Source organism: Pseudomonas sp. QC2 (assembly GCF_002859085.1).
In the GTDB taxonomy this organism is placed as follows: Bacteria; Pseudomonadota; Gammaproteobacteria; order Pseudomonadales; family Pseudomonadaceae; genus Aquipseudomonas; species Aquipseudomonas petroselini.
In genome coordinates this window covers 84497-108579 of sequence record NZ_PKKS01000007.1, presented here as the reverse complement: position 1 = coordinate 108579, position 24083 = coordinate 84497, and the positions used below count along the sequence as shown (strand labels likewise).

Annotated in this window: 24 protein-coding genes; 9 read left to right on the top strand and 15 right to left on the bottom strand. The window is 62.7% G+C overall.

All coding sequences use genetic code 11. The features are described 5' to 3' along the window. Positions 1–557: 557 nt before the first annotated feature. Both QCBJ_RS06750 and QCBJ_RS06745 read right to left on the bottom strand, forming a co-directional pair. Complete coding sequence (locus QCBJ_RS06750) at positions 558–830, bottom strand: hypothetical protein (protein ID WP_046036226.1); 273 nt, start codon at positions 828–830, stop codon at positions 558–560. A gap of 16 nt (positions 831–846) precedes the next feature. Next, positions 847–1089, bottom strand: coding sequence for a DUF6555 family protein (locus tag QCBJ_RS06745; RefSeq protein ID WP_064054525.1), 243 nt, complete (start codon positions 1087–1089; stop codon positions 847–849). Positions 1090–1206: 117 nt separating this feature from the next. Here QCBJ_RS06745 and QCBJ_RS06740 point away from each other — a divergent pair, with 117 nt between their 5' ends. From QCBJ_RS06740 to QCBJ_RS06730, 3 genes are all read left to right on the top strand, one after another. Beyond that, positions 1207–1971: a helix-turn-helix transcriptional regulator gene (locus QCBJ_RS06740; RefSeq protein ID WP_046036228.1), complete on the top strand. Its 765-nt coding sequence runs from the start codon at positions 1207–1209 to the stop codon at positions 1969–1971. A 90-nt stretch (positions 1972–2061) separates the two neighbouring features. Then, positions 2062–2235 carry a DUF1427 family protein gene (locus tag QCBJ_RS06735; protein WP_012723684.1) on the top strand — a complete coding sequence of 58 codons (174 nt, stop codon included), beginning with the start codon at positions 2062–2064 and terminating at the stop codon, positions 2233–2235. Positions 2236–2265: 30 nt separating this feature from the next. After that, on the top strand, positions 2266–3225 hold the full coding sequence (locus QCBJ_RS06730) for a zinc-binding alcohol dehydrogenase family protein (protein WP_012723685.1): 960 nt from the start codon (positions 2266–2268) through the stop codon (positions 3223–3225). Between the two features lie 48 nt (positions 3226–3273). Here the strand turns inward: QCBJ_RS06730 and QCBJ_RS06725 are convergent, their stop codons facing one another. The 3 genes from QCBJ_RS06725 to QCBJ_RS06715 form a co-directional block, all read right to left on the bottom strand. Beyond that, positions 3274–4317 carry a purine nucleoside permease gene (locus QCBJ_RS06725; RefSeq protein ID WP_046036231.1) on the bottom strand — a complete coding sequence of 348 codons (1044 nt, stop codon included), beginning with the start codon at positions 4315–4317 and terminating at the stop codon, positions 3274–3276. A 14-nt stretch (positions 4318–4331) separates the two neighbouring features. After that, positions 4332–5279, bottom strand: a complete 948-nt coding sequence (locus QCBJ_RS06720) for a nucleoside-specific channel-forming protein Tsx (RefSeq protein WP_046036232.1) — start codon at positions 5277–5279, stop codon at positions 4332–4334. 155 nt (positions 5280–5434) lie between these two features. Continuing rightward, entirely contained in the window at positions 5435–6373 is a 939-nt protein-coding gene (locus tag QCBJ_RS06715; protein WP_012723688.1) for an AraC family transcriptional regulator, read from the bottom strand. Between the two features lie 210 nt (positions 6374–6583). On the opposite strand from QCBJ_RS06715, the gene QCBJ_RS06710 reads away from it, so the two are divergent. Beyond that, entirely contained in the window at positions 6584–7894 is a 1311-nt protein-coding gene (locus tag QCBJ_RS06710) for a sugar ABC transporter substrate-binding protein (RefSeq protein ID WP_102060369.1), read from the top strand. A gap of 19 nt (positions 7895–7913) precedes the next feature. Next, positions 7914–8687: an L-iditol 2-dehydrogenase gene (locus tag QCBJ_RS06705; protein WP_102060368.1), complete on the top strand. Its 774-nt coding sequence runs from the start codon at positions 7914–7916 to the stop codon at positions 8685–8687. 6 nt (positions 8688–8693) lie between these two features. On the opposite strand, the gene QCBJ_RS06700 is transcribed toward QCBJ_RS06705, so the two are convergent. Beyond that, positions 8694–9386: an NUDIX hydrolase gene (locus QCBJ_RS06700; protein ID WP_102060367.1), complete on the bottom strand. Its 693-nt coding sequence runs from the start codon at positions 9384–9386 to the stop codon at positions 8694–8696. A gap of 146 nt (positions 9387–9532) precedes the next feature. Here QCBJ_RS06700 and QCBJ_RS06695 point away from each other — a divergent pair, with 146 nt between their 5' ends. From QCBJ_RS06695 to nadE, 3 genes are read left to right on the top strand one after another with little or no spacing between them, the layout of a single operon-like run. Further along, the gene (locus QCBJ_RS06695) at positions 9533–10180 is read left to right on the top strand and encodes a nicotinamidase (RefSeq protein WP_046036236.1); all 648 of its coding nucleotides are present in this window, start codon (positions 9533–9535) and stop codon (positions 10178–10180) included. A gap of 11 nt (positions 10181–10191) precedes the next feature. Beyond that, positions 10192–11409, top strand: coding sequence for a nicotinate phosphoribosyltransferase (pncB, locus tag QCBJ_RS06690; RefSeq protein WP_046036237.1), 1218 nt, complete (start codon positions 10192–10194; stop codon positions 11407–11409). Between the two features lies 1 nt (position 11410). Next, a complete protein-coding gene (gene nadE, locus QCBJ_RS06685; protein WP_102060366.1) occupies positions 11411–12220 on the top strand; it encodes an ammonia-dependent NAD(+) synthetase in 810 nt (269 codons plus the stop codon). A 6-nt stretch (positions 12221–12226) separates the two neighbouring features. On the opposite strand, the gene QCBJ_RS06680 is transcribed toward nadE, so the two are convergent. The 7 genes from QCBJ_RS06680 to QCBJ_RS06650 are packed head-to-tail and all read right to left on the bottom strand — an operon-like array spanning position 12227 to position 18666. Further along, positions 12227–13258 carry an ABC transporter substrate-binding protein gene (locus QCBJ_RS06680; RefSeq protein WP_012723728.1) on the bottom strand — a complete coding sequence of 344 codons (1032 nt, stop codon included), beginning with the start codon at positions 13256–13258 and terminating at the stop codon, positions 12227–12229. A gap of 14 nt (positions 13259–13272) precedes the next feature. Beyond that, complete coding sequence (locus QCBJ_RS06675; protein WP_102060365.1) at positions 13273–14370, bottom strand: FAD-binding oxidoreductase; 1098 nt, start codon at positions 14368–14370, stop codon at positions 13273–13275. Continuing rightward, positions 14367–15710, bottom strand: coding sequence for an NAD(P)/FAD-dependent oxidoreductase (locus QCBJ_RS06670; RefSeq protein ID WP_102060364.1), 1344 nt, complete (start codon positions 15708–15710; stop codon positions 14367–14369). The genes QCBJ_RS06675 and QCBJ_RS06670 overlap by 4 nt, the downstream gene beginning before the upstream one ends. Next, complete coding sequence (locus tag QCBJ_RS06665) at positions 15707–15997, bottom strand: (2Fe-2S)-binding protein (RefSeq protein WP_102060363.1); 291 nt, start codon at positions 15995–15997, stop codon at positions 15707–15709. Before QCBJ_RS06665 ends, QCBJ_RS06670 begins: the two co-directional genes overlap by 4 nt. Next, positions 15997–16791 (bottom strand): ABC transporter permease, encoded by a 795-nt coding sequence (locus QCBJ_RS06660; protein WP_046036242.1) that lies wholly within the window; start codon positions 16789–16791, stop codon positions 15997–15999. Before QCBJ_RS06660 ends, QCBJ_RS06665 begins: the two co-directional genes overlap by 1 nt. 4 nt (positions 16792–16795) lie before the next feature. After that, positions 16796–17641, bottom strand: a complete 846-nt coding sequence (locus QCBJ_RS06655; protein WP_102060362.1) for an ABC transporter permease — start codon at positions 17639–17641, stop codon at positions 16796–16798. Continuing rightward, a complete protein-coding gene (locus QCBJ_RS06650; protein ID WP_012723734.1) occupies positions 17638–18666 on the bottom strand; it encodes an ABC transporter ATP-binding protein in 1029 nt (342 codons plus the stop codon). The genes QCBJ_RS06655 and QCBJ_RS06650 overlap by 4 nt, the downstream gene beginning before the upstream one ends. Positions 18667–18909: 243 nt before the next feature. Here QCBJ_RS06650 and QCBJ_RS06645 point away from each other — a divergent pair, with 243 nt between their 5' ends. Further along, a complete protein-coding gene (locus tag QCBJ_RS06645) occupies positions 18910–19740 on the top strand; it encodes an IclR family transcriptional regulator (protein WP_102060361.1) in 831 nt (276 codons plus the stop codon). Between the two features lie 54 nt (positions 19741–19794). Here the strand turns inward: QCBJ_RS06645 and QCBJ_RS06640 are convergent, their stop codons facing one another. Together QCBJ_RS06640 and QCBJ_RS06635 are read right to left on the bottom strand one after the other, a co-directional pair. Further along, the gene (locus QCBJ_RS06640) at positions 19795–20460 is read right to left on the bottom strand and encodes a response regulator (protein WP_012723736.1); all 666 of its coding nucleotides are present in this window, start codon (positions 20458–20460) and stop codon (positions 19795–19797) included. Further along, a complete protein-coding gene (locus tag QCBJ_RS06635) occupies positions 20435–23818 on the bottom strand; it encodes an ATP-binding protein (RefSeq protein WP_046036245.1) in 3384 nt (1127 codons plus the stop codon). Before QCBJ_RS06635 ends, QCBJ_RS06640 begins: the two co-directional genes overlap by 26 nt. Positions 23819–24083 lie beyond the last annotated feature (265 nt).

Below are 24083 nucleotides of genomic sequence, written 5' to 3'. Positions count from 1 at the left end.
AATCGACTGACACACCGCTATCGGGGGCAAGCCCCCTCCCACATTTGGATCGCGGTCTAACCGTTAGATGGCGGTGGGCTGTCAGGCAGCCGGCGGGAGCAAGCTCCCTCGCCACAGGTCCAGCGCCATAGCCAGAATTGTGTAGATACCGATGCCCGATGGCGCTGAATCAGTCACCTGATGAATCGACTGACACACCGCTATCGGGGGCAAGCCCCCTCCCACATTTGGATCGCGGTCTAACCGTTAGATGGCGGTGGGCTGTCAGGCAGCCGGCGGGAGCAAGCTCCCTCGCCACAGGTCCCGCGCTATAGCCAGAATTGTGTAGATACCGATGCCCGATGGCGCTGAATCAGTCACCTGATGAATCGACTGACACACCGCTATCGGGGGCAAGCCCTCTCCCACATTTGGATCGCGGGGTAACGGTTAGATTGTGGTCAGCTGTCAGGCAGCCGGCGGGAGCAAGCTTCCTCGCCACCGGTCCAGCGCCACATCCAGAGTGGTGTAGATACCTAGGGCCATCGAGCTCCCACAGGTAACCTGCGGTTTATTCCCTATTGGGTTTCCAGTTCAAGCCGCAAGCTATGGTCAGACAGGTGCTGGCTATCCTTCACCACTGCACGGGTACGCCGCCCCTCCAGCGCAAACACCACGGTCTGCGCCGCGTGCAGATCGTCCGGCAAAGGCTGGAACACCTTCAGCACAGTCCCGCCAGCTCGCCGTTGCACGCTCACTTGGCACTCGACATGCTTGGCCATAGGCCCAAAAAGCGTTTCCTGGGTGTAATCAATGCGCGCCTTGCCATTGACCGGTATAGATAAATTCATGTTTGTCACTCCCTGATCAAGCCTGGGCGCGCGCGTCCGAGCGGCGCCATTGTACGTGGGTAATACCGAACTTTTCGGCTTGCTGCTGGCTGGTCTTCTTCACTTGCTCGCGGGCGAACCGACCGATACGACCCACCCCTGCGTCACAGCTTGCCCAGTGCCAGGCTTCTGCTGCATCAAGCTTTTCCAGGCGAATGATGAAGGACTTGGGTTCACCGTGCAGGCAGTAGTCGATCACAAATAGTTTTGCGTTATTCATTGGTCCATTAACCCTCCATGTATAAACAAGTGATCGTCCCGTGCCGCAAAAATTCACTCGGATTCTCCAGCGGTGGTCATTACCATGGCGACTCTTCCTTGATTGATGTGCATCCCCATGGCCCTGGCCGCGCCCCCCGACCTCAGTGACCACGCCGTTCCCGTACAGCCCTTGGCGCGTACCTACCCGCGTGGTTTGTACGTGGAGCCGCATAGCCACGAATGGGGCCAGTTGCTCTATGCCATGAGCGGCGTGATGTGGGTCGAGACGCCCCGTGAAGCCCTGGTGGTGCCGCCTCAGCGTGCGGTGTGGCTGCCGCCGGGGGTGGAACATGGGATCCGCGTGGTGTCGGATTTGCAGATGCGCAATATCTACCTGCGACCAGCATTGGCAGCGACGCTGGACAGCCAGGTGCAGGTGATTGAGGTGGGAGGGCTGCTCCGCGAGTTGATCGTCACGCTGGTGGACGAGGGCGACAACGGTGAGGCGGCGTACTACGACGCGGTGGTCAGCCTGGCCTTGCTGGAGCTGCAACGGGCGCGCCGCTCGCCGATCCGCATCGCCATGCCGGTTGAGGCTGACCGTCGACTGATCAATGTCTGCCAGGCGGTCATGGCCGCGCCCTCCCTGGAGATCCCTTTTGAGCAACATGCCGAAACCGCTGGTGCCAGCGTGCGCACCCTGGCGCGGTTGTTCCAGCACAACCTGGGCATGGGCTTCGCCGAGTGGCGTCGCCAGGTGCAACTGGCCACGGCGGTGGCGGAATTGATCCAGGGCCAGTCGGTCAGCGGGATTGCCCGCTCGCTCGGCTATTCACCCAGCAGCTTCAGCGACATGTTTCGCCGCGAACTCGGCGTGGCGCCCTCGCACTACGCCGGTTGAACGGATGGCCGAAATACTGAAGCACTTGGCCGATGCTTCAGGAATCGCCTCTCTACACTGAGCGCCTCTCACCACACGGCGCTGCTCACCATGAACTATCTGATTTCCCTCGCCATCGGCCTGTTTGTCGGCGTGATCTATGGTGCCCTGGATTTCCGCTCGCCCGCGCCCCCGGCCATCGCCTTGATAGGCCTGATGGGCATGCTGCTGGGCGAAAAGCTCTGGCCCATGGGCCGGCAGCTGGTGGGCACCTGGTTGTCTTGACCTCCTTTTTTTCTTCGATGGATATTGGCCATGAAAGCACTGCAATTTACTGCCACCGGCGATCTCGCCGCCCTCGGCTTTGTCGACGTCGCCACCCCGGTGCCGGCCGCGGGTGAAGTGCTGGTACAGATCAAGGCCGCGGGCCTCAACCCCAGCGACGTCAAGAACGTGCTCGGCCGCTTCCCCTACACCACCTTGCCACGCATTCCCGGCCGCGACTTTGCCGGTGTCGTCGTGGAGGGGCCACAGGAACTGGTGGGTCAGGAAGTCTGGGGCACCGGCCGCGACCTGGGGTTCTTTGCCGACGGTTCCCACGCCCAGTACCTCACCGTGTCGGCCAAGGGTGTGGCGCATAAACCCACCCACCTGAGTTTTGCCCAGGCCGCGAGCCTCGGCGTACCGTACACCACCGCCTGGGACGCCCTTGAGCGCAGTGGGGTGACCCAGGGCACGCGCTTGTTGGTGATTGGCGCCAATGGCGCGGTAGGCAGCGCGACCCTGGCCTTGGCGAAAATCCGCGGCGCCCAAGTGCTGGCCGCCGTGCGTCGACCGGAGCAGGTTGAAGTCTTGCAAGCGCAGGGCTTCGAGGCGATTGCCCTGGGCATGCCGGAAGAACTGGGTGCGCAGGTGAATGCCGTGTTCAAGGGCGGCGCCGATGTGATCTTCGACACCACCGGTTTCTGGCTGCCGGCGGCCGTGGCGGGCCTGGCGCCGTTCGGTCGTATCGCGATTATCGCGGCACCGGTGGACGGTCATGTGCAACTGCCGGCCCTGGCCCTGTATCGCAAGGGCGGCTCGGTGGTGGGGATCAATTCGCTGCTCTACAACGGCGAGCAATGCGCGGTGATGCTGGAACAGTTCGGGCGCTTCTTTGATGAAGGCTTGCTGCCGTTGCCGACGGGCTTGCGTGAAGTCGCGTTGGCAAATGGCGTGGAGTGTTACGAAGAAGTGAACCAGGGCAGCCCCGACAAAATCATCTTCCTGCCCTGACACGATGAAATGTGGGAGGGGCTTGCTCCTCCCACCTGTCGATCTCCATCAAGCTTCGGGAACACCTTTCTCCCAGGCCGACCAGTTCTTCAGAATCGCCTGTACCAACGGGTTGCCCGTGCGGTACAGGTTCTCGAGCGCCGGCACGAAGCCGCCTTGATCGGCGTATTTCAGCAGGTTGTCCACTTCGCTGTAGCCAGGGTAAGGGCGGTCGAAGTCCGAGCCGGCACGTACCACCGCCAGGCGCTGGATATCCACCAAGCCTTCGCGGCTGGCGCGCAGCAACGCTTCATAGGTGGAGTTGTCTTCCTGCTGGGTGGTGCAGTATTCACCGTTGTTGTCGGTCAGCAGCTTGGTCCAGACTTCGGCACGTTCGCTGAGGCGTGTGCCGGAGAACCAGGTATTGCCGGCCAGCGTGTCGCAGCGGGTGACCTGCGGCGGTTGGTTGGCAGGGGCGGCGGGGTAGTGTTTGCGCCAGGCGCTGGATTCCTTGCTTTCCGTCAGCTCGACGTTGTGCGACAAGGCGAAGGCCTTGGCCTGCAATTTGGGATTCAGCTCAAACACTTCGGTCTTGTAGTCCAACGGGGGTTTTTCGTTGGGGCCCTTGGTGTTGATGCCGATATAGCCGGTCGGCCAATCCTTGGGCGCGTCCCGTGAGTCCAGCTCCCACTGGGTGCCGAACTCCACCAGGTAATGCGCCCAGGCGGCGGTGCCGAGGGTGCCGTGCTTGGGGCTGATACCGGCGATCCCGGCGATCAGGAAGTAGCTCTGGCGCAGGTCGAACTTGGGTGACAGCGCCAATGCCAACGTGGACGCGGCGGCATTGGTCTGGCCCATGCCCGTCACCAGCAGGCACACGTCCTGGGTGTTGCAGCGGATCACCGGGTATTCGGCGGACAGCCCTGGTACACGCACTTCCTGCTTGAGTTCCAGGCGATCAATCCAGGTTTGCGCCTCGGGGGCGAACATGGTGATCAGCATCACCTTGGGTTTGATCGGCGCAGGCGTATTCGCCAGCACCACGTGGGGCAGCAGCGCCAGGCCGACAGCCATTGAGAAGCCGGTAACAGAGCGACGGGTAAATGCTTTCATCTATAGCTCCTTGATCAGAATTGGTAGCCCACGCCGGCGTAATAACCCCAGCCGTCGGAGCGGGCGCGGAAGTTGCCTTCGCCGAAATTCAACTCGCTGCCGTCTTCCCAGTTGCCGCCGTTATGGAAGTAACGGCCGACCAGGGTGAACCGCAGGTGGGTAAACGAATACAACAGCACGTTGGTGGCCACCACGGAATTGGCGGTGCGCGCCGGGTTGTCCTTGTGCAGGTCCGAGCCGAAATCGTAGTTGGTGAAGCCGATATAGGTCAGTGAGGCGCCGTTATCGAATTTGCCGATGGGCACGATGTACTTCATTTGCGCGCGGTAACCGTCCCAGGAGTATTCATTGCTGGCACCGTAGTTTTCCCACTGGTAGCGCCCGTAGAAGTTGGCCGACAGGTTGACCCGCGAGTGGGTGTCAATGTCGGTGCCGAGGCCGCTGTACAGGGTGTTGGCGCGGTTTTCCTTATTGCTGCCGTGGTCGTAGATCCAGTCGAACGCGACATACCATTCCTTGAACGGCCCGATGGCGAGGCTGCGGCCTGCGAGGTAGTCGATGGAGATACGTGGCTCATGCTCCATGAACACGGGCGAGCCATGGTCCCACACGCCTTTGTCATTGCTGTTACCGATGGTGAGGATCTTCGGCACGTCGATATAGCCGTACAGCTCGAAGGGGCCTTTGCGGCCGAAGTATTCGTACTCCAGGTAGATATCATCCTGCGGCTTGGGGCCGAAGCTGATGTCTTTGCTGCCGATCAACGTCAGGTCCTGGTTGAACCAGTCCGACAGGTACACGCCTTTTTTTGCCGGGTTTGCCTCAGGGCTGAGCGTTTCGCCCTGTGCTGAGTCATCGACAGGTTTTTCCTGCGCCAAAATGGGAGCGCTGAGTACTCCCGTAACGGCAGCCAGTAGCAAGGAAACACCAAAGGGGGTAGGACGCCTTGAGGTGAAGTGCATTGAAAATCCCTATTCGTACGCGGTTTAGACCCGATGCTTCGGGAAGAGGTGAACTGGGTGGCCAAGTTCATACCGCAAACGTTTGCACAGGTTGTACCAACTTTGCTCAATCGATTGATCAGCTTGCAAAAAAACGGGATTAGTCGACCTTTTGGTCAGAATTGACTGGGTGTCATTTTTTCAATGCGCTGGAACAGGTGCATGGCTGTTTCCCGCCGATAGTCACTCGGTGTCTGGTTCATTTCGATCCGGAAGTGCCGATTGAAATTGGACAGGTTGGCGTAGCCCACTTCAAAGCAGATATCGGCCACCGACATATCACTTTGCAGCAACAGCCGGCAGGCGCGTTGCACGCGGAACTTGCGCATCAAGTCGATAAAACCGTGGCCAGTGTTGCGTTTGAAGAAACGCGAGAAGCCCGGTTCGCTCATGTCCAGTTGTTGTGCGATCACCGACAGGCGCACATCGCCCGTCAGCTCACGCATCAAATAGTCGAACGCCTTGTTGATGCGTTCGGCGCTGCGTGCGTCCAGGGTCGGCGCATAGCAGGGGCTGGCCAGGGCCTTGACCTGTTGCGTCGGCGCATTTTTCAGGCTGTCGAGCAGTTGCAGGAACAGGATCAACCGTTGCAGGCCCTGGGCGTTGCCGATGGCTTCCATCAAGTGCGCTGCCTTTACAGCGGCCTCGCCAATAAATTCCAGGCCACGACGGGCCTGTTCGAACAACGCCGAGAGGTCCCCGAGCTCCGGCAGGGTCTTGCGCAGGGCGAGGAGGGCGGCGCCGTCGAATTGCAGCACCACGTCGCGGCCGCTCAGGTATTCGCCGGGCGCCAGCTCACCGATCCAGTCGTGGGGCAGATCGGGGCCGATCAGTGCCACATGCCCGGCACTGAACGCACCAATGTAGTCGCCGGCCACCAGCTTGCCGTTGCCCTGGCGGATCAGGTGGATTTCGAATTCAGGGTGGTGGTTCCAGCGCGCCAGCTCATAGGGATAGTCGTGTTCGAACCAGCGAAAGCAATGATCCGGTTCGGGCAGGATCACTTCGAGTTCGGCGGGACGGTGTTCAAACAGTTGGGCGCGGCTGATGGGCATGGTAATGCCTCTTGTATGGGTGGAATCGCCTCAAAATACGCGGGTTGGCGATACCCGCGCTACCCCCGGTTTCGCTTGGCACTGATACTTTTTTAACTGACAGGCGACGGTTAAAAAAGTATCAGTCGAGCATCCGCCCTGCGTTTGTGAGGGCCTGGCCAAGCTGCTGTAATCGGCCCTCAACAACAAAAACAACAGGTGGAAACCGCTATGTTCAAGCTCCCGCAAGCGTTGTTCCTGCTTTCCGGCCTGGCATTGGCCATGCCCGGCCAGGCTGCCGACACCGTCACCATCGCCACGGTCAACAACAGCGACATGATCCGCATGCAGCGCCTGTCCAAAGTGTTCGAAGCACAGCACCCGGACATCAAGCTCAACTGGGTGGTGCTGGAAGAAAACGTGCTGCGCCAGCGCCTCACCACCGATATCGCCACCCAGGGCGGCCAGTTCGACGTGCTGACCATCGGCACTTACGAAACCCCGCTCTGGGGCGCCAAGCACTGGTTGGAACCGCTGACCCAGCTGCCCGCCGATTACGACGCCGACGATATCTTCCCCTCGGTACGCCAAGGCCTGTCGGTCAATAACACCCTGTACGCCTTGCCGTTCTATGGCGAAAGCACCGTCACCTATTACCGCACCGACCTGTTCAAGCAGGCAGGCTTGACTATGCCGTCGCATCCTACCTGGACCCAGCTCGGCGAGTTCGCCTCCAAGCTCACCGCCAAGGATAAGGACCAATACGGCATGTGCCTGCGCGGCAAGGCCGGTTGGGGCGAGAACATCGCCTTGCTGAGCACAATGGCCAACGCCTTTGGCGCGCGCTGGTTTGACGAGCAGTGGAAGCCCGAGCTGACCAGTCCCGAGTGGACCGCCGCGGCCAATTTCTACGTCAACACCCTCAAGCAATACGGCCCGCCGGGCGTGTCCAGCAACGGCTTCAACGAAACCCTGGCGCTGTTCAACAGCGGCAAGTGCGCGATCTGGGTCGATGCCAGCGTGGCCGGCTCCTTCACCACCGATAAAAGCCAGAGCAAGGTCGCCGACAGCGTCGGTTTTGCCGCCGCGCCGACCGAAGTCACTGATAAAGGCTCGTCATGGCTCTACGCCTGGTCCCTGGCGATCCCGGCCACGTCCAAGCACAAGGACGCCGCCAAGGCTTTTATCAGTTGGGCGACCTCCAAGGATTACATCCAACTGGTCGCCGACAAGGAAGGCATCACCAACGTACCGCCCGGCACCCGCCAGTCCACCTACAACGAGGCGTACCTGAAGGCCGCCCCGTTTGCCCAGGTGACCCTGGAAATGATGAAACACGCCGACCCCGCGCACCCATCGGCCAAGCCGGTGCCGTACGTGGGCATTCAATACGTGACGATCCCTGAGTTCCAGGCCATCGGCACCTCGGTCGGCAAGCTGTTCTCGGCGGCGCTGACCGGCGGCATGTCGGTTGACCAGGCCCTGCTGCAAGCGCAGTCCACCACCGAGCGCGAGATGAAACGCGCCGGTTATCCGAAGTGATTTTTGACGGGACATACCCATGAAACGACTGGAAGGTAAGAGCGCGCTGATCACCGGATCGGCGCGCGGTATCGGCCGCGCCTTCGCCCAGGCCTATATCGCCGAAGGCGCCACGGTGGCCATCGCCGATATCAACCTGCAACGGGCCCAGGCCACAGCGGCTGAACTGGGCCCACAAGCCTATGCGGTAGCCATGGACGTCACCGACCAAGCGTCCATTGACGGCGCGATTGCCGCCGTGGTGGCCCAGGCCGGCAAGCTGGATATTTTGATCAACAACGCGGCGTTGTTCGACCTGGCGCCCCTCGTCGACATCACCCGTGACAGCTATGAACGGCTGTTCTCGATCAACGTCGCCGGCACGCTGTTCACCCTGCAGGCCGCCGCGCAGCAGATGATCAGCCAGGGCCACGGCGGCAAGATCATCAACATGGCCAGCCAGGCCGGGCGCCGGGGCGAGGCGCTGGTGGCGGTCTACTGTGCGACCAAGGCAGCGGTGATCAGCCTGACGCAATCGGCGGGGCTGAACCTGATCAAGCAGGGCATCAACGTCAACGCCATCGCACCGGGCGTGGTGGATGGGGAACATTGGGATGGGGTAGACGCGTTATTTGCCAAGCATGAGGGTCTGGCGCCCGGCGAGAAGAAAAAGCGGGTAGGGGATGAGGTGCCCTTTGGACGGATGGGCACGGCGGAAGATTTGACTGGGATGGCGATCTTCCTGGCCTCGCAGGAGGCCGACTATGTGGTGGCCCAGACCTACAACGTCGATGGCGGCAACTGGATGAATTGACGCCGCCTACTCGGCGAAACTTCGATCAAAGAAGTAAATGTCCCCAGGCTTCAGGTTTTCCACCGTCGCCTGGGGCCTGCCGCCTTCACCCTGCTTCTTACGCCCCGTCTCCCGCAGATACCCCGCCTCGGTCAGCTTCAACATGCGCTGGCGAATACTGGTCTTCAACACCGGCCGTGCCAGCACCAGGGAAAAGATCGTGGTCGCTTCCGGCGCGCTGAATTCATTGCCCAGGAACATCAGCGGCAAGCTGCTGTACAACGATTTGGAAAACAAGCGTTCTTGCACGGCGGCCACGATGCTGTTGTGATCGAACGGCAGTTTGATGCTGCCATTCGCTACCCCAGCCAACGAAAACCAGGCTTGATGCTCAGACAGCGTCACCTCATCCGCCACGATCGCCAGGTAGTACGTGGACGACGACCAGCAACGCGGATCGCGAAACGCATCGCCCACCGTGCCGACTTGCTCGCTCCAGGCCAGTTCAACCCCCACCTTGTCACTCGCCCGCAAGCGCTCCACCGCATCCTGGAGGCGCAGATCTTGCACGCCGCCATTCACCACCACCCCCGGCAACGCCCAGTGCCCGGCGAACGGCTCGGCCTCGCGTTTGTTCAGCAGCAGCTTCAATTCGCCCGCGCGGCGGCAGTAGAACAGTACGCACAGGTCGACGGTGTGGAGGTAGGCGCTAAGCGGCATGTGAACTCCTTGCGAATAACAATGGGGCACAGTCTAACGGATCAAACAGATATGTCATGTACTGACGCCAGGATAGATAACCAAATGTTTCTTGCAATGAAAGTACATGACGTGTACTTTTGTTTCCAGGCCACAGGAGAAACGCCATGACCCTCGCGAAAACCGCCATTGCCTCATTTGACGTCGACGCCCAGAAGAGCTTCACGCCACTGTGCCCCAACGAGTTGCCTGTGGCCGGCGGTGACCAGATCGGTGCCGAACTCAACTACATGGCCAGCCTCGCCGGCCATCGCGTCGGCAGCAAGGACGCCCACACCCCGCACGCTCCCTGGGTGGTGTCGCAGCACAGCGAGATGCTGCAACCCACCGGCCTGGCTCATGCCGATGTGACCTGGGTGAGCCACTGCGTCCCCGGCACCGAAGGCTTCACCCTGCTGGACGCGTTGCCCACGCCCTATGACTACGATTACTTCATCTGGAAAGGCGTCGAACCCGACCTGCACCCCTACGGTGCCTGCTACCACGACCTGCACGACAAGCTGTCCACCGGCGTCATTGAGTACCTCAAGGCCCAGGGCGTCACCCGCGTGATCGTCGGCGGCCTGGCGCTGGACTACTGCGTCAAGACCACCGCGTTGCAACTGCTCAAGGCCGGCCTGGACGTGGTCCTGCACCTGCCGGCGTGCAGGGGCATCACGGAAGAGGGCGGCGTACGGGCCGTCAATGAATTGCTCAAGGCCGGTGCCGTCATCAGCAGCACCCGCGAAGAACTGGCCGCGATGGCCACGCGTTAAGGAGAGACACCATGGAAAGTGCATACGACTACGAGTCCCCGGTGATCCAGGGCTTGCTCGACACCGACTACTACACCTTCACCATGATGCAGGCCGTGTTGCACCAGCACCCGAATGTCGATGTCGAGTACAACTTCATCGTCCGTTCGAAGGAAAAACTCGGCCACCTGATCCCCGAGCTGCGCGCCGAACTTGAAAAAATGGCCGGCCTGCACATGCGCGAAGGCGAGCTGCGCTTTCTGTTCAACCCACGCTTTCGCGAATACCTCACGCCGGATTACGAGCGCTTCCTCGGTCTGTTCCGCTTCAACCTGCGCTATATCCACGTCAGTGAAGTCGACGGCCAGCTGAACATCCGCGTGGTCGGCCCGATGCTGCACTGCATCATGTTCGAACAGCCGGTACTGGCCCTGGTCAGCGAACTGCGCAACCGCGACAAATACCCTGACGTGACCCTCGAAGACGTCACCCGCAAGCTCTACCAGAAGTTCGACTGGCTGGAGAAAAACCTCAGCCGCGATGAACTGGCCGACTTGCGCGTCTCCGACTTCTCCACGCGCCGGCGCCTGTCGTTCAAGGCCCAGCGTGAAGTGGTCGACATCATGCGTCGCGACTTCCCCGGCCAGTTCGTCGGTACCAGCAACGCACACCTGGCCTACGAATTCGACCTGCCGCTGATCGGCACCATGGCCCACCAATGGCTGATGGTGCACCAGCAACTGGGCCGGCTGCGCGAAAGCCAGAATGCCGCGCTGGAAAACTGGGTACGTGAATACCGTGGTCGCCTCGGGATCGCCCTGACCGACTGCATCAGCACCGACTTTTTCCTCAAGGACTTCGACCTGTACTTCGCCAAACTGTACGACGGTCTGCGCCAGGATTCCGGTGATCCCATCGCCTGGGCCGACAAGGTGCTCGCCCGCTACAAGCAATTGGGCATCGACCCGATGACCAAGGACCTGATGTTCTCCGACGGCCTCAACTTCGAGAAATGCCTGCCGATCCTGCGCCACGTGCGCGGCAAGGCCAAGTTCGGGTTCGGCATGGGCACCAGCCTGGCCTGTGATGTGGAAGGCGTCGAGCCGCTGAGCATCGTGATGAAACTGGTGCGGGTACACGGCGAACCGGTGGTGAAATTCTCCGATGACCCGGTCAAGAACGTCTGCGAAGACGCCTCGTTTTTGCAGTACGCAGCACAAGTGTTCAACGTTGGCAGTGTGGAGGTGTGACATGCAAGAACGTATCGCACGGGAACTGAATATCAACCGCGCGCTGGTCCAAGGCGGCGAGCCCGAGGAAATCCAACGGCGCATCGACTTCATCAAGGCCACCTTGCGCCACTCAGGCTGCAAGGCCCTGGTATTGGGCATCAGCGGCGGCGTCGACTCCCTCACCGCTGGCCGCCTGTGCCAACTGGCGGTACAGCAACTGCGCAGCGAGGCGTACGCCGCACGCTTTATCGCCATGCGCCTGCCCTACAAGACCCAGGCTGATGAACGCGACGCCCAGTCCTCCCTGGACTTCATCACCCCGGACCACATCGACACCCTGAACATCGCCGCCAGCGTCGACGGCCTGATGGCCAGCCTGACCGCCACCGACGCCAGCGCCGAACACGTCGATTTCATCAAGGGAAACGTCAAGGCCCGCACCCGCATGATCGCGCAATACGCCGTGGCCAACCTGCACAACGGCCTGGTGGTTGGCACCGACCATGGCGCCGAAGCGCTGATGGGCTTTTTCACCAAGTTTGGCGACGGCGCCTGTGACCTGGCCCCGCTGTCGGGCCTGACCAAGACCCAAGTGCGCCTGTTGGCCAGCGCCCTCGGTGCACCCGTCAACCTGGTGCAAAAACCGCCCACTGCCGATTTGGAAGAACTGGCGCCGGGCAAGCTCGACGAGCATGCCTATGCGTGCACGTACGAAGAGATCGACGCCTACCTGATGGGCGAACCGGTGAGTGAGCGGGTCAAGAACCTTGTGGAACGCGCCTACCTGAAGACCGCCCACAAACGCGCGCTCCCCATTGCTCCGCTGTAGCCGCCATCAGCGTTCGATGGACCGACTCCACCGCGCATTCCACTCCGGCCGCGCTTGGTTGACCTGGTCCCAATCAATCGAAATCGCGGTCTGCAGGTAACCCTGCATGGCTTCCACTCGCGCGCGGGTCTTGTCGGTGGTTGGTGTGGTCGGGTTCGACGGAATCTGGTCACCTTCCTCCAACGCCGGCGCCTGGGCCTCGGCGGTCAGCAAAAAGGCCGCGAGTTTCTGCGCCAGTTCCGGTTGGTCGTTGCGTGCGATCACGCATTCGGCCACGTTCAGCACCACCGCGCCTTCCTTGGGTTGTGCATACTCCATCGGCACGCCGAGCAGTTTCTGGGTGGCGACCTGGGTCGGGGTGAGGGGGAAGATCGCGGCTTCGTCGGTCTGCACCATCTCGGAGATTTTCGCCGAGCTGGCGATGTACTCCAGCACGTTGGGGCCGACGGTTTTCGGCCAGGCCTTGAAGCCGGGCTCGACGTTGGTTTCGTCGCCGCCCTGGATGCGGTTGAACATCAGGAAGCCGTGCAGGCCGAAGGTGGACGACGCCAAGGACTGGAACACCACTTTCTCCTTGAAGCGCGGGTCGGCCAGGTCCATCCATGAGGTGGGCGCGGCCCAGCCTTTTTCCTTGAACATCTTGGCGTTGTAGCCCAAGCCGGTGACGCCGAGGGTCACGGCCACGGCTTCCTCCTTGATTCTGGCCTTGGCCGGGATCTGTTCCAGGGGCGGGCTGGGCGCCAGCTTGTCGCACAGGCCCATGGAGATGGCGCGGTACATGATGCCGTCGTCGAGGAACATCACGTGCATCTGTGGGTTGTCTTTGTTGGCCTGGACCTTGGCGAGGATGTCCGACGAGGTGCCGGGCACGATCACCACCTTGACGTTATTGGCCTTTTCGAACGCGGGTAGCACCTTGTCGGCGTACACCCGTTCCATGGTGCCGCCGTTCATGCCCAGGTACAGCGTGGGCGCGGCGTGCGCGGTGGAAGCGAGCAGGGCGAGGGACAAGCAGGACAGCGCAATACGTGGGTTCATGGATGTTTTTCCTCTCAGGCTTGGAAACGACGGATGGAAAACGCTTCGATGGGTTGGCGGCTGGCTCCGTCGCAGACGATCTCTGCCAGGGCTTCACCGACCGCGGGACCGAGCTGGAACCCGGCGCCGGCAAAGCCGAAGCCATGGAGCAGGCCAGGTTGGGTGCTGCTGGGGCCGATCACCGGTTCGTGATCGGGGAGATAACCTTCGGTGCCGCTCCACGTGCGAATCGCCTGGGCACCCTTGAGGAACGGGTACAGCTCGCCGGCACTGCGCAGGATCTCCAGCACCGCTGCCTGCCCCGGCCGCGCGGTCAGCGGGCCCAGGGCAAAACCGCGACCGCCGCCGAGGATGCAGTTGCCCCGGGCGACCTGCCGCGCATAAATCCCGCCGCCTTCAACGCCGGTGCTCACATTCATCACCACCGGCAGCGGCTCGGTGACCAGCATCGCTGGATGCGCCGAGGTGATCGGCACCGCTTCGCCAAACTGCGCGGCGACGGTGCCGGCCCAGGCGCCAGCACAGTTCAGCAGCCAGGGCGCTTGCAGGTGCAGGCCGTTAGCGCAGTGCACCTGAAAGTGCTGGCCGTCATGTTCTATACCAATCACCTCAGCCTGCTCGTACACCGATGCGCCAAGGCGCTGCGCGGCACGGGCGAAGGCCGGGGACACCAATCGTGGGTTGGCGTGGCCGTCTTGCGGGCACAACGAGGCGCCCACCGCAATATCGCCGACCCAGGGAAAGCGTGCGCGCAGCTCGGCGTAGTCGAGCAACTGCAAGCCCAGGTCAAAGCCACGGGTTTGTTCGGCGTAAGCCTGTAGGGCAGCAAAATCGGCATGACTGCGCGCCAGCTTCAAATGCCCGGAGCGCACGTATTCGCCGTCGATGCCGATCAGGCCCGGCAAGTCGGCCCACAGTTGATGGGCGCGCTGCGACAGCGGCAACTGATGCAATGGCCGGCCCTGGCGGCGCACACCGCCATAATTCACGCCGCTGGAATGCGAGCCACAGAAGTCCCGTTCCACCAAGGCCACTCGCTGGCCTTTCTGCGCGAGCATCAAGGCCGCCGACGCGCCGACAATCCCACCGCCCAGCACGATGACGTCGATCATGACTGCGCCTCCACGCCAAATGGCAGCGGCTTGATTGGCGCCTGGCCACGCAAGCGGCCGACGTTTTCGATGCCCCGGCCGCTGCGCTCGGCGACAATCTCCACTGCCGCCGGCCCGCACATGCGGCCCTGGCAGCGGCCCATGCCGACGCGACAGTGGGCCTTGACCCGATTGATCTCCCAGTGGCCTTCATCCACCACCGCCCGTATATCGCCGGCGCTGACTTCTTCGCAGCGGCACACCATCAACGCATCCGGTGCCTGTGCCGCCCACTGCTCAGGGAAAGGAAACGCGGTTTCCAGGCCCTGGCGAAAGCGCTGGATACCCGCCAGTTTTTGTTCCAACACGGCGGGGCGGCGCTGATCAATGGCAATGCCCGCGTCCTCCAGTACCGCCAGCGCAGCACGCTCGCCGGCCATCTGCGCGGCGTCCGCGCCCATGATCCCGGCGCCGTCGCCCGCCAGGTACACACCGCTGACACTGCTGCGCCCGGCGCTGTCGCGTTGTGGAAGCCAGGCGCGGTTCAACGTGTTCCAGGCGAATTCACAACCGAGCAGATCCGCCAGTTGCGTCTCGCTGCGCAGGGCATGGGCAAAGCCCACGGCGTCGCATGCCAGGCTGTGCTCACCCCAACGAATAGCGCTGACCCGCTGTTCGCCTTCGATCTGCGTGAGCGTGGCGCCCTGATGCACGGCAATCCCATGGGCCGTCAGCCAGGCGCGGTAATACAAGCCCTTGGCCAAGGTCGCCGGTTGCCCGAGCAGCGCCGGCAGCGCTCGGCACTGCGCGCTGAACGGTGCGCTATCGAGCACCGCCACGACCTTGGCCCCGGCTTTGGCGTACTGATAGGCGACCAGGTACAACAACGGCCCGCTGCCACAGAACGCCACGCGCTCACCGATGGCGCAGCCCTGGTATTTCAAGGCGATCTGCGCCGCCCCGAGGCTGTAGACACCGGGCAAGGTCCAGCCCGGCACCGGCAGGATGCGGTCGGTGGCGCCGGTAGCGACGATGATCTGCGCGTAGTCGAGGCTCTCGGCGCGGCCGTTGTTGAGCATATCCAGGCGGCCGTCCTCGGCGTTCCACACCAGGGTTTGCGGCCGGTAGTCGATCAGCGGCGCCAGCTCATCCAGGGTGCGGTGCACGGCTTGGGCCTTGCTCGCTTCAAATCCGTAGAGCTGCCTGGCGGTGCGTTGGAAGCCTTGGGGTTGGCGCCGATAAATCTGCCCGCCACCGCGCAGGCTCTCATCCACCAGGCAGGGTGTGATGCCGTGGTCGAGCAGGGTGCGCGCTGCGCTGATGCCTGCCGGGCCTGCGCCCACAATCACCACCGGCTTCATGGCTGGCGTCCCGGATCGCGGCTGACGGCCTGACCTTCTTCCAGCAGCGTCGAACAGGCGCGCACGCGGCGCCCATCTTCAAGGCGCACCCAGCAGTCCTGGCACGCGCCCATCAGGCAGAAACCGGCACGCGGTTCGGCGCTGAAGTCACTCCCGCGTAGGTGCTCGGCGCAGGTCAGCACGGCGGTGAGCACCGTGTCACCCAGCAAGCCGCTGGCGGGCTGGCCGTCGAGGGTGAAGGACAGGACCGGGCGTCCGGTCTCGGCTAAGCGTTTGAACAAGGCCATCAATGTTTCCCCACCAGCACACGGTCCAGGCCGTAGACCCGATCCAGCAGAATCATGGTCGCCGCCGTCAGCGCAATCACCAGCGCCGACACCGCCGCCATCATCGGGTCGATGGACTCGGTGGCGTACACATACATGCGCACCGGCAGGGTTTGCGTGGCCGGCGAGCTGACGAAGATCGACAGCGTCACCTCGTCGAAACTGTTGATGAAGGCTAACAACCACCCCCCGGCGACACCGGGCAGGATCATCGGCAGGGTGATCTGGCGAAATAGCGTGAAACGGCCAGCCCCCAGGGATTCGGCGGCATGCTCGGCGCTGCGATCAATACCGATGGCTGCAGCCAGCACCAGGCGCAGCACATACGGCGTGATGATCACCACATGGGCCAGCATCAGCCAGGTAAAACTACCGTTGACGCCCATCAGCGCAAACAAGCGCAGCATGGCCACGCCCAGCACCAGGTGCGGGATGATGATCGGCGACAGGAACAACGCACTGAAAAAGTTGCGCCCCGCAAACGAATACCGGCTGATCGCCAACGCCGCCGGTACGGCAATCAAGGTGGCCAATGTCGCAGCGGTGAACGCCAGGATCAGGCTGTTATAGAACGCCTGGATAAAATCCGCCCGCTCGAACACCGCGCGAAACCAGCGCAGCGAGAAGCCCGACGTGGGCAGGCTCAAGGTGTTTTCGGGCGTGAAGGCCACCAGGCACACCACCACCAGCGGCGCCATCATGAACAGCACCACCAAACCGTGGAAACCAAGGGCCAAAGGACCGTTTCTGGACATGCGCTTAAACCCCCAGGGACTTTTTGTAGCGGCCTTCGACCATGCGGTTCCAGCTCAGCATGATCAGCAGATTGACCAACAGCAGCACCACCGCGATGGTCGCGCCCATGGGCCAGTTGAGTTCCGAGAGGTACTGGTCGTACACCACGGTGGCGACCATTTTCAGGCGACGCCCGCCGAGCAGGCCGGGGATCGCAAAGGAGCTGGCGGCCAGGCCGAACACGATCAAAGTGCCGGACAGCACGCCGGGCATGACCTGCGGCAACACGATCTTGCGCATCACCGTGGCCTGGCTGGCGCCCAGGGACAACGCGGCTTGTTCAGCCGACGGGTCGAGTTTCTGCAGGGAGGTCCACACCGGGATGATCATGAACGGCAGCATCACGTGCACCAGGGCGATGATCACCGCGAACGGCGTGTACAGCAGCTTCACCGGGCGCCCACCGAGGAACTGGATCACTTGGTTTACCAGCCCGTCCGCGCCGAGCAACAGGCTCCAGCCAAAGGCGCGCACCACCACCGAAATCAGCAAGGGCGTGAGGATCAGAATCAGGAAGATCGAGCGCCACGGCGTGCCCATGCGACTGAGGATGTAAGCCTCGGGCACACCGATCACCACGCACAGCAGGGTGACCAGCGCGCTGATCCAGAAGGTGCGCCAGAAAATCTCGTAAAAGTACGAATCGCTGAACAATGACAGGTAGTGCGCGAAGGTCCATTCATTGGCCTTCACGCCCACCTGGTAGTCAAACACGTTGAACGACAGCACCAGGGTCAGGCCCAACGGCAGGATCAGCAGCCCGGCAAACAGCACCAGCGCCGGCAGCGAGAGCAGGTAGCCGCGACTCATGGGTGCACCTCATCCGCCGCCAACACGCGCAACAGGCTGGCGTGCCAGTCCAGGCCTACCGCTGTGCCGCAACGCAGCGGTGCGTTGCCGTCGTTGCTGCGCACCACGGTGACTTCGCCGAGGGCGGTGTCGATGTGGTACAGCCATTGGCTGCCGAAGAAGTAGCGATTGATGACCTGGCCTTGCAGGCGACCTGTGCCTGCGTCCACCAATTGGATCTTTTCCGGGCGCAGGCTCAGGGTCAGTTCGCCGTCGCCGCTCTCGTGGCGCACTTGCGGGGTGCCGAGTATGTCGTAGTCGCCCGGCAGCAGGTTGGCCTTGCCGACAAAGTCGGAGATGAAGCGCGTACGCGGGTGTTCGTAGAGCGTGTAGGGCGCGTCGATCTGGGTCACGCGCCCGGCCTGCATCACCACCACGCGGTCACTGATCGACAGCGCTTCGGCCTGGTCGTGGGTGACCATCAAAGTAGTGATACCGACGGCGCACTGGATGCGGCGGATCTCGAACTGCATCTCTTCGCGCAAATTAGCGTCGAGGTTGGACAACGGCTCATCGAGCAGCAACACCGGCGGCTCAATCACCAACGCGCGAGCCAGGGCCACGCGCTGGCGCTGGCCGCCGGACAACTCCCGTGGGTAGCGGTCGGCGTGCGGCGCCAGGCGCACCAGTTCCAGCACGGTCTTGACCTTGCTGGCGATCTCGGCGGCCGGCACTTTGCGCATCTTCAGGCCGAAGGCGACGTTGTCGCGCACGCTCATGTGCGGGAACAGCGCGTAGCTCTGGAACACCACGCCCAGGCCACGGCTGGCGGGCTTGGCGTGGGTGATGTCGCGGCCGTCGAGCAGGATCTGCCCGCCGCTCACATCGACGAAGCCGGCGATCATTTGCAGGGTGGTGGTCTTGCCGCAGCCCGAGGGGCCGAGCAGGGAAACGAACTCGCCTTTTTCCACCGCGAGGTCGGTGGCGACCACCGCGTCGACGGCGCCGTAGCGTTTGCTCAAGGCGTTGAGTTGGAGAAATGCCATGTCTGCGTTCCACCTTTTTTTGAGTCGCGTCGAGACGCGCTTTTTTGTTTTGGGCAGATGCGAAAAGGGTGTTGCGGGTGCGTTGGCGCTCGATCTCAAGTCGGCTGCCGGTTGTTGTTCATTTCGCCCCTGTGGACGCAGATTAGGACGAAGACTAGGATGGGCGGAAGATAGAATTTCACTGAACGGACTGTTATTTTCAGTTTTATTCACTCACCGGAATTTGCAAAGAGATGGGTTGTTATGAATTCCACTGATCGAAATGAAAAGAGCAAAGAAGTCGGGGTGGGCGGAGTGTCTCGTCTGTTCGCGCTGCTGCGCACCCTGGGTGAAGTGCCGGAGGGTGGCGAACGCGTTACGCAGCTCGCGCAACAGGTGGGCCTGTCCCAGCCCACCACCCACCGCCTGCTGCGCAGCCTGATGGACGAAGGCATGGTCGAGCAGGACGCACGCAGCAAGCGCTATCGCCTCAGCCTGGAGTTCTTCGCCCTGGCGGCCAATGCAGGCAAGACCGGCAACCTGCGCGACCTGGTGCGGCCGAGCATGCTGCGCCTGAGTGCTTCACTGGGCGACTCGCTGTTCCTGCTGGCGCGCAGTGGCTTCGATGCGATCTGCCTGGACCGCAGCGAAGGCCCTTACCCGATCCGCACCTTCACCGGTGATATCGGCGGGCGTGTGGCATTGGGCGTGGGGCAGGGCAGCCTGGCGATCCTGGCGTTTTTGCCGGAGGAAGAGCGCGAGACGGTGATCCGCTACAACCTGCCACGGCTCAAGGATTTCCACCTGTATGACGAAGTGCTGTTGCGCTCGGAAGTGGAGAACGTGCGCAACCTGGGGTATGCGGCGCGCAATACCGGAGTGCTGGAAGGCATGGCGGGGTTGGCGGTGCCGATACTGAATCGGGACGGGCATGCGGTGGCGGCGTTGAGCGTGGCGACCATCAGTGACCGCCTGGGGCCGAGCCGGTTGCCGACGGTGGTGGAGTTGTTGAAGCGCGAAGCGGCGGCGATCGGGCCACGGATCAATCCGTTTGATCCGACGTTGCGCAGGCCCTCACACACCTTCGGCGGCTAACCGATTTCAGCCTCGATGAAGAGCAAAAAATGTGCGAGCGGGCCCCCCGCACATTCAGAGGGCGGCCAGGGCGACGGAGGTGGCCGCTGTGCGGGTCTCCACGCCCAACTTCACATACACATGCTCCAGATGCTTGTTCACCGTCCTCGGGCTCAACCCCAGGATATCCCCGATATCCCGATTGGTTTTCCCGCACGCCACCCAGCGCAGCACCTCTACCTCACGCTCGGTCAACTGGAACCGGGCCGACAGCAGCCTATGCGCCGGCTCATCTTCAAGCGTCAACACACTCGGCTGCTGCGCCTCCCGCGCCGACAACAAAATACGCGACGTGCGTAAATGTGCCGCCACCCGCGCCAGTACCTCGTCGGTCTGGATCGGCTTGGTCACGTAGTCACTGCCACCCACTTCAAAGCCCTGCACCACGTGCCTGGTGTCGGTCAGCCCGGTCATGAACACCACCGGGATGTCCGCACTGGCGGGTTGCGCCTTGAGCCGGCGGCAGGTTTCGAAGCCGTCCAGGCCGGGCATCATTGCGTCCAGCAGGATCAGGTCCGGGCGCCGGCGTTGTACGCGGTTCAACGCGCTGAGGCCGTCGAGGGCCACCAGCACCATATAGCCCGCGTCGTCGAGGGCGTCGGAGAGCATCGCGAGGTTATCCGGCGTGTCGTCGACGATCAGCACAACGCCGGGTTCAGTGCTGCGGGTGAGTGCATTCATCTTCGGCCTCCTTGAGGGTTCGGTTGAGTTCATCCAGGCGGAAACCCTTGAGCAACCCGCGTGCCTTGCTGATGAAAGGCTCGGTGTCGGGGTGCTGCGCAAGGATCGTGTCGAGTTTTTCGTGCAGGCCGCGCACGTAACCGATGGCGCTGAGTTCGGCGAGTACCGCCAGGTCTTCGGCGCCGGGCAGCACACGGGGTGGCGGTGGCGGTATCGAGCGCTGGGTGCGCCGTAGCCAGTGCAGGTCCAGGTGCTGTTGCAGGCGCCCGAGCAGCTCCGGCGTGCGCACGGGCTTGGCCAGGTAGTCGTTGCAGGCGGCGGCAATGCTGCGTTCGCGGTCGTCGGTAAAGGCGTTGGCCGAGATCACGATGATCGGTGCGGTGCACAGCGCATTACGGCGTATCAGGCGGCTGGTTTCGTAGCCATCCAGGGTCGGCATCGACAGGTCCATCAGGATCAGGTCCGGCGCCAGCAGCGCCACCTGGCGGATCGCGTCCTGGCCATTACTGGCCTGGATCACCTCGAAGCCCAGCGGCGTGAGCATGCCGCTGAGCACCTTGCGATGGTCTACATGGTCATCCACCACCAGGATGCGCCGCCGCTCGCCTTGATAACCGATGATGTCGTGCTCCACGTGCACCACCGCTTGCGGCGCGCGCACCTGAGACAGGAACAGCCGCACCTGGAAGCAGGTGCCCTTGTCCAGCTCGCTGGTTACTCGCAGCTCGCCGCCCATCAATGCAGTGAGCATGCGCGTGATAGTCAGCCCCAGGCCCACGCCGTTGTCCTGGCGCATCAGGTCGCCGCGCTCGAACGGCTGGAATATCCGCTCCAACTGCCCAGGATCGATGCCGATGCCGGTGTCGATGATCTCGAAGTTGGCGGTCTCGCGCATATAACTGACCCGCAGGCGCACTTCGCCGCTGTCGGTGAAGTTCACGGCGTTGCCCAGCAGGTTGATCAGGATCTGGCGCACGCGTTTTTCATCGCCGCGCACCACCGCCGGGATCTTGCCCACGCAGTCCAGGCGAAAACGCAGACCCTTGTCGTGGGCTTGCGGGGTGAACATCTGCTCCAGGTCGTGGAGCAGCTCGGGGAAGGGGATTTCGGTGAGTTCCAGGCGCAACTTGCCGGCCTCGATCTTGGCCACGTCGAGTAAACCGTCGATCAATGACACCAAGTGCGAACCACTGCGCAGGATGGTCGCCAGCGCATCCTGATGCTGCTCGGGCATGGCGCTGTCGCGCTGCAGAATCTGGGTGAAGCCAAGGATGCTGTTGAGCGGCGTGCGCAGTTCGTGGGACAGCCCGGTGACGTAGCGGCTCTTGGCGGCATTTGCGGCTTCCGAGGCTTCCTTGGCTTGCTGCAGGGCCTGGTCGGTGAGGCTGTGGGCGTCGATTTCCTGCATCAGCAGCAGGGTTTGGCGGTCGGATTCCTCCTGGGCTACGCCACGGCTTTCGCGGGTCAGCACCACCCACCAGGCGAGCACGGCGGCCAGCACCGAGAGCGTCAGGAACGCCTTGAAGAACGCCTGGTACAGTGTTTCGGAATGGGGCAAGCCCTGGGCCGCCTGTACGTAGATCAACGCCAAAGCGCCGGCAAGCATCAGCACCAGGGCGAGCAACAATCCCAGGTAATGGGCCAGGCGTGTGTGCAGGCGCGGCATCATCGTGTTGGGCAGCAGCCAGCGCAGTACGCCTTCGAACTGGGTGACCAGGCGGGCGTGGGGCTTGCAACGATCACCGCAGCGCGCATCCAGCGAGCAACACAGTGAGCAGATCGGCGTGCTGTAGGCCGGGCAGAACGCCATGTCCGCGGTCTCGAACGGGTTGCTGCACAGCCCGCACACCGCGTGGGTCGCGGGGGCAACCGGGTGAATCAACTGCACGTCGCTGGTGCGGGCGATGTAGTACTTGCCCTGGGTCAGCCAGGCCAGCAGCGGCGCCATCACCAGCGCCGTGCCCAGGGCCACGAAGGGCGGTGCCGCCTGGGCCAGGGCACCGAACAGGCCGAAGTGGGCGAGGATCGACAGCAACGACGCAATCAGCATCGAGCCGACGCCCACCGGGTTGATATCGTAGAGGTGCGCGCGCTTGAACTCGATGTGCTTGGGCGACAGGCCCAATGGCTTATTGATCACCAGGTCCGCCACCAGCGTGCCGATCCAGGCGATCGCGATATTGGCGTAGAGCCCCAGCACCTGGTCGATCACGTCGAAAACGCCCAACTCCATCAGCATCAGCGCGATGGCCACATTGAACACCAGCCATACCACGCGGCCGGGGTGGCTGTGGGTCACGCGGGCGAAAAAGTTCGACCAGGCCAGGGAGCCCGCGTAGGCATTGGTCAGGTTGATCTTCATTTGCGAAATAATCACGAACAGCACCATGGCGCCGAGCGCCCATTCCGGCGAACTGAACACGTAGCGGAACGCAACCAGGTACATCTGGGTTGGCTCGGCGGCGCGTTCCATGGGGATTTCATGTTGCAGCGCGAGAAACGCCAGGAACGCCCCGGCGAACATCTTCAAGGCGCCGGGAATGATCCAGCCGGGGCCGGCGCAGAGCAGGGCGGCCCACCAGCGCTTGCGGTTGGCAGCCGTTTTTTCGGGCAGGAAACGCAGGTAGTCCACCTGTTCGCCGATCTGCGTCACCAGCGACAACGCCACCGTGCAGGCGGCGCAGAACGCCAACAGGTTGAAGCCGCCGCCGTCACCGCTGCGTCCGACAAAGCTGGTCCAGTCGCTGAAGGCGTCGGGGTTCTTCCACCCCACAAAGCCATACGGCAGCACCAGCAACAACAGCCAGATCGGTTGCGTCCACAGTTGCAGGCGGCTGATCAGCGTCACGCCGTACGCCACCAGCGGGATCACCAGCAGCGAGCAGATCACATAGGCCAGGGCCAGCGGGATATGGAAATACAGCTCCAGTGCCAGCGCCATGATCGCCGCTTCCAGGGCGAAGAACAGGAAGGTGAAGCTGGCGTAGATCAGCGAGGTGATGGTGGAGCCGATATAGCCGAAGCCGGCGCCACGGGTGAGCAGGTCCATGTCCACGCCGTAGCGTGCGGCGTAATAGCTGATGGGCAGGCCGGTGAGGAAGATCACCATGCTGATGGCGAGGATCGCCCAGAAGGTGTTGGTAAAGCCGTAGTTCAAGGCCAGCACGCCGCCGATGGCCTCCAGCGCCAGGAACGACACCGCGCCGAGGGCGGTGTTGGCAATGCGCAGCTCCGACCACTTGCGAAAGGACTTGGGGGTGTAGCGCAGGGCGTAGTCTTCCATGGTCTCGTCGGCGACCCAGGTGTTGTAGTCGCGGCGGATCTTGACGATGCGCTGGGTGCCGGAAGGAGGGTGCACGGCGGGATGGCTCCGGGGAGTGGGCAAGGTGGATGAGCAAGTTCCGTGCCCCGATTCAAAATGTGGGAGCTGGCTTGCCTGCGATGGCGGTGGGTCAGGCATGGGGAAGTTGGTTGATACACCGCCATCGCAGGCCAGCCAGCTCCCACATTGATCGGTGCTGTCAGGGCGGGCGGGATCTTGCTCGAAAACAGTGCGCAGCGGCATACGTCAAATGACGTACCCCGTTACGTCAGGCTGCGTATACCCGCACCGGTCCACTGCC

Bases quoted from the DNA above. Each gene is read 5' to 3' on its own strand.
- QCBJ_RS06715 (WP_012723688.1), bottom strand. From the start codon at position 6,373: ATGCCCATCAGCCGCGCCCAACTGTTTGAACACCGTCCCGCCGAACTC.
- QCBJ_RS06750 (WP_046036226.1), bottom strand. From the start codon at position 830: ATGAATTTATCTATACCGGTCAATGGCAAGGCGCGCATTGATTACACC.
- QCBJ_RS06665 (WP_102060363.1), bottom strand. From the start codon at position 15,997: ATGGCCTTGTTCAAACGCTTAGCCGAGACCGGACGCCCGGTCCTGTCC.
- nadE (WP_102060366.1), top strand. From the start codon at position 11,411: ATGCAAGAACGTATCGCACGGGAACTGAATATCAACCGCGCGCTGGTC.
- QCBJ_RS06710 (WP_102060369.1), top strand. From the start codon at position 6,584: ATGTTCAAGCTCCCGCAAGCGTTGTTCCTGCTTTCCGGCCTGGCATTG.
- QCBJ_RS06675 (WP_102060365.1), bottom strand. From the start codon at position 14,370: ATGATCGACGTCATCGTGCTGGGCGGTGGGATTGTCGGCGCGTCGGCG.
- QCBJ_RS06720 (WP_046036232.1), bottom strand. From the start codon at position 5,279: ATGCACTTCACCTCAAGGCGTCCTACCCCCTTTGGTGTTTCCTTGCTA.
- QCBJ_RS06740 (WP_046036228.1), top strand. From the start codon at position 1,207: ATGGCCCTGGCCGCGCCCCCCGACCTCAGTGACCACGCCGTTCCCGTA.
- QCBJ_RS06745 (WP_064054525.1), bottom strand. From the start codon at position 1,089: ATGAATAACGCAAAACTATTTGTGATCGACTACTGCCTGCACGGTGAA.
- QCBJ_RS06660 (WP_046036242.1), bottom strand. From the start codon at position 16,791: ATGTCCAGAAACGGTCCTTTGGCCCTTGGTTTCCACGGTTTGGTGGTG.
- QCBJ_RS06670 (WP_102060364.1), bottom strand. From the start codon at position 15,710: ATGAAGCCGGTGGTGATTGTGGGCGCAGGCCCGGCAGGCATCAGCGCA.
- QCBJ_RS06640 (WP_012723736.1), bottom strand. From the start codon at position 20,460: ATGAATGCACTCACCCGCAGCACTGAACCCGGCGTTGTGCTGATCGTC.
- QCBJ_RS06645 (WP_102060361.1), top strand. From the start codon at position 18,910: ATGAATTCCACTGATCGAAATGAAAAGAGCAAAGAAGTCGGGGTGGGC.
- QCBJ_RS06730 (WP_012723685.1), top strand. From the start codon at position 2,266: ATGAAAGCACTGCAATTTACTGCCACCGGCGATCTCGCCGCCCTCGGC.
- pncB (WP_046036237.1), top strand. From the start codon at position 10,192: ATGGAAAGTGCATACGACTACGAGTCCCCGGTGATCCAGGGCTTGCTC.
- QCBJ_RS06705 (WP_102060368.1), top strand. From the start codon at position 7,914: ATGAAACGACTGGAAGGTAAGAGCGCGCTGATCACCGGATCGGCGCGC.
- QCBJ_RS06655 (WP_102060362.1), bottom strand. From the start codon at position 17,641: ATGAGTCGCGGCTACCTGCTCTCGCTGCCGGCGCTGGTGCTGTTTGCC.
- QCBJ_RS06735 (WP_012723684.1), top strand. From the start codon at position 2,062: ATGAACTATCTGATTTCCCTCGCCATCGGCCTGTTTGTCGGCGTGATC.
- QCBJ_RS06700 (WP_102060367.1), bottom strand. From the start codon at position 9,386: ATGCCGCTTAGCGCCTACCTCCACACCGTCGACCTGTGCGTACTGTTC.
- QCBJ_RS06695 (WP_046036236.1), top strand. From the start codon at position 9,533: ATGACCCTCGCGAAAACCGCCATTGCCTCATTTGACGTCGACGCCCAG.
- QCBJ_RS06680 (WP_012723728.1), bottom strand. From the start codon at position 13,258: ATGAACCCACGTATTGCGCTGTCCTGCTTGTCCCTCGCCCTGCTCGCT.
- QCBJ_RS06650 (WP_012723734.1), bottom strand. From the start codon at position 18,666: ATGGCATTTCTCCAACTCAACGCCTTGAGCAAACGCTACGGCGCCGTC.
- QCBJ_RS06725 (WP_046036231.1), bottom strand. From the start codon at position 4,317: ATGAAAGCATTTACCCGTCGCTCTGTTACCGGCTTCTCAATGGCTGTC.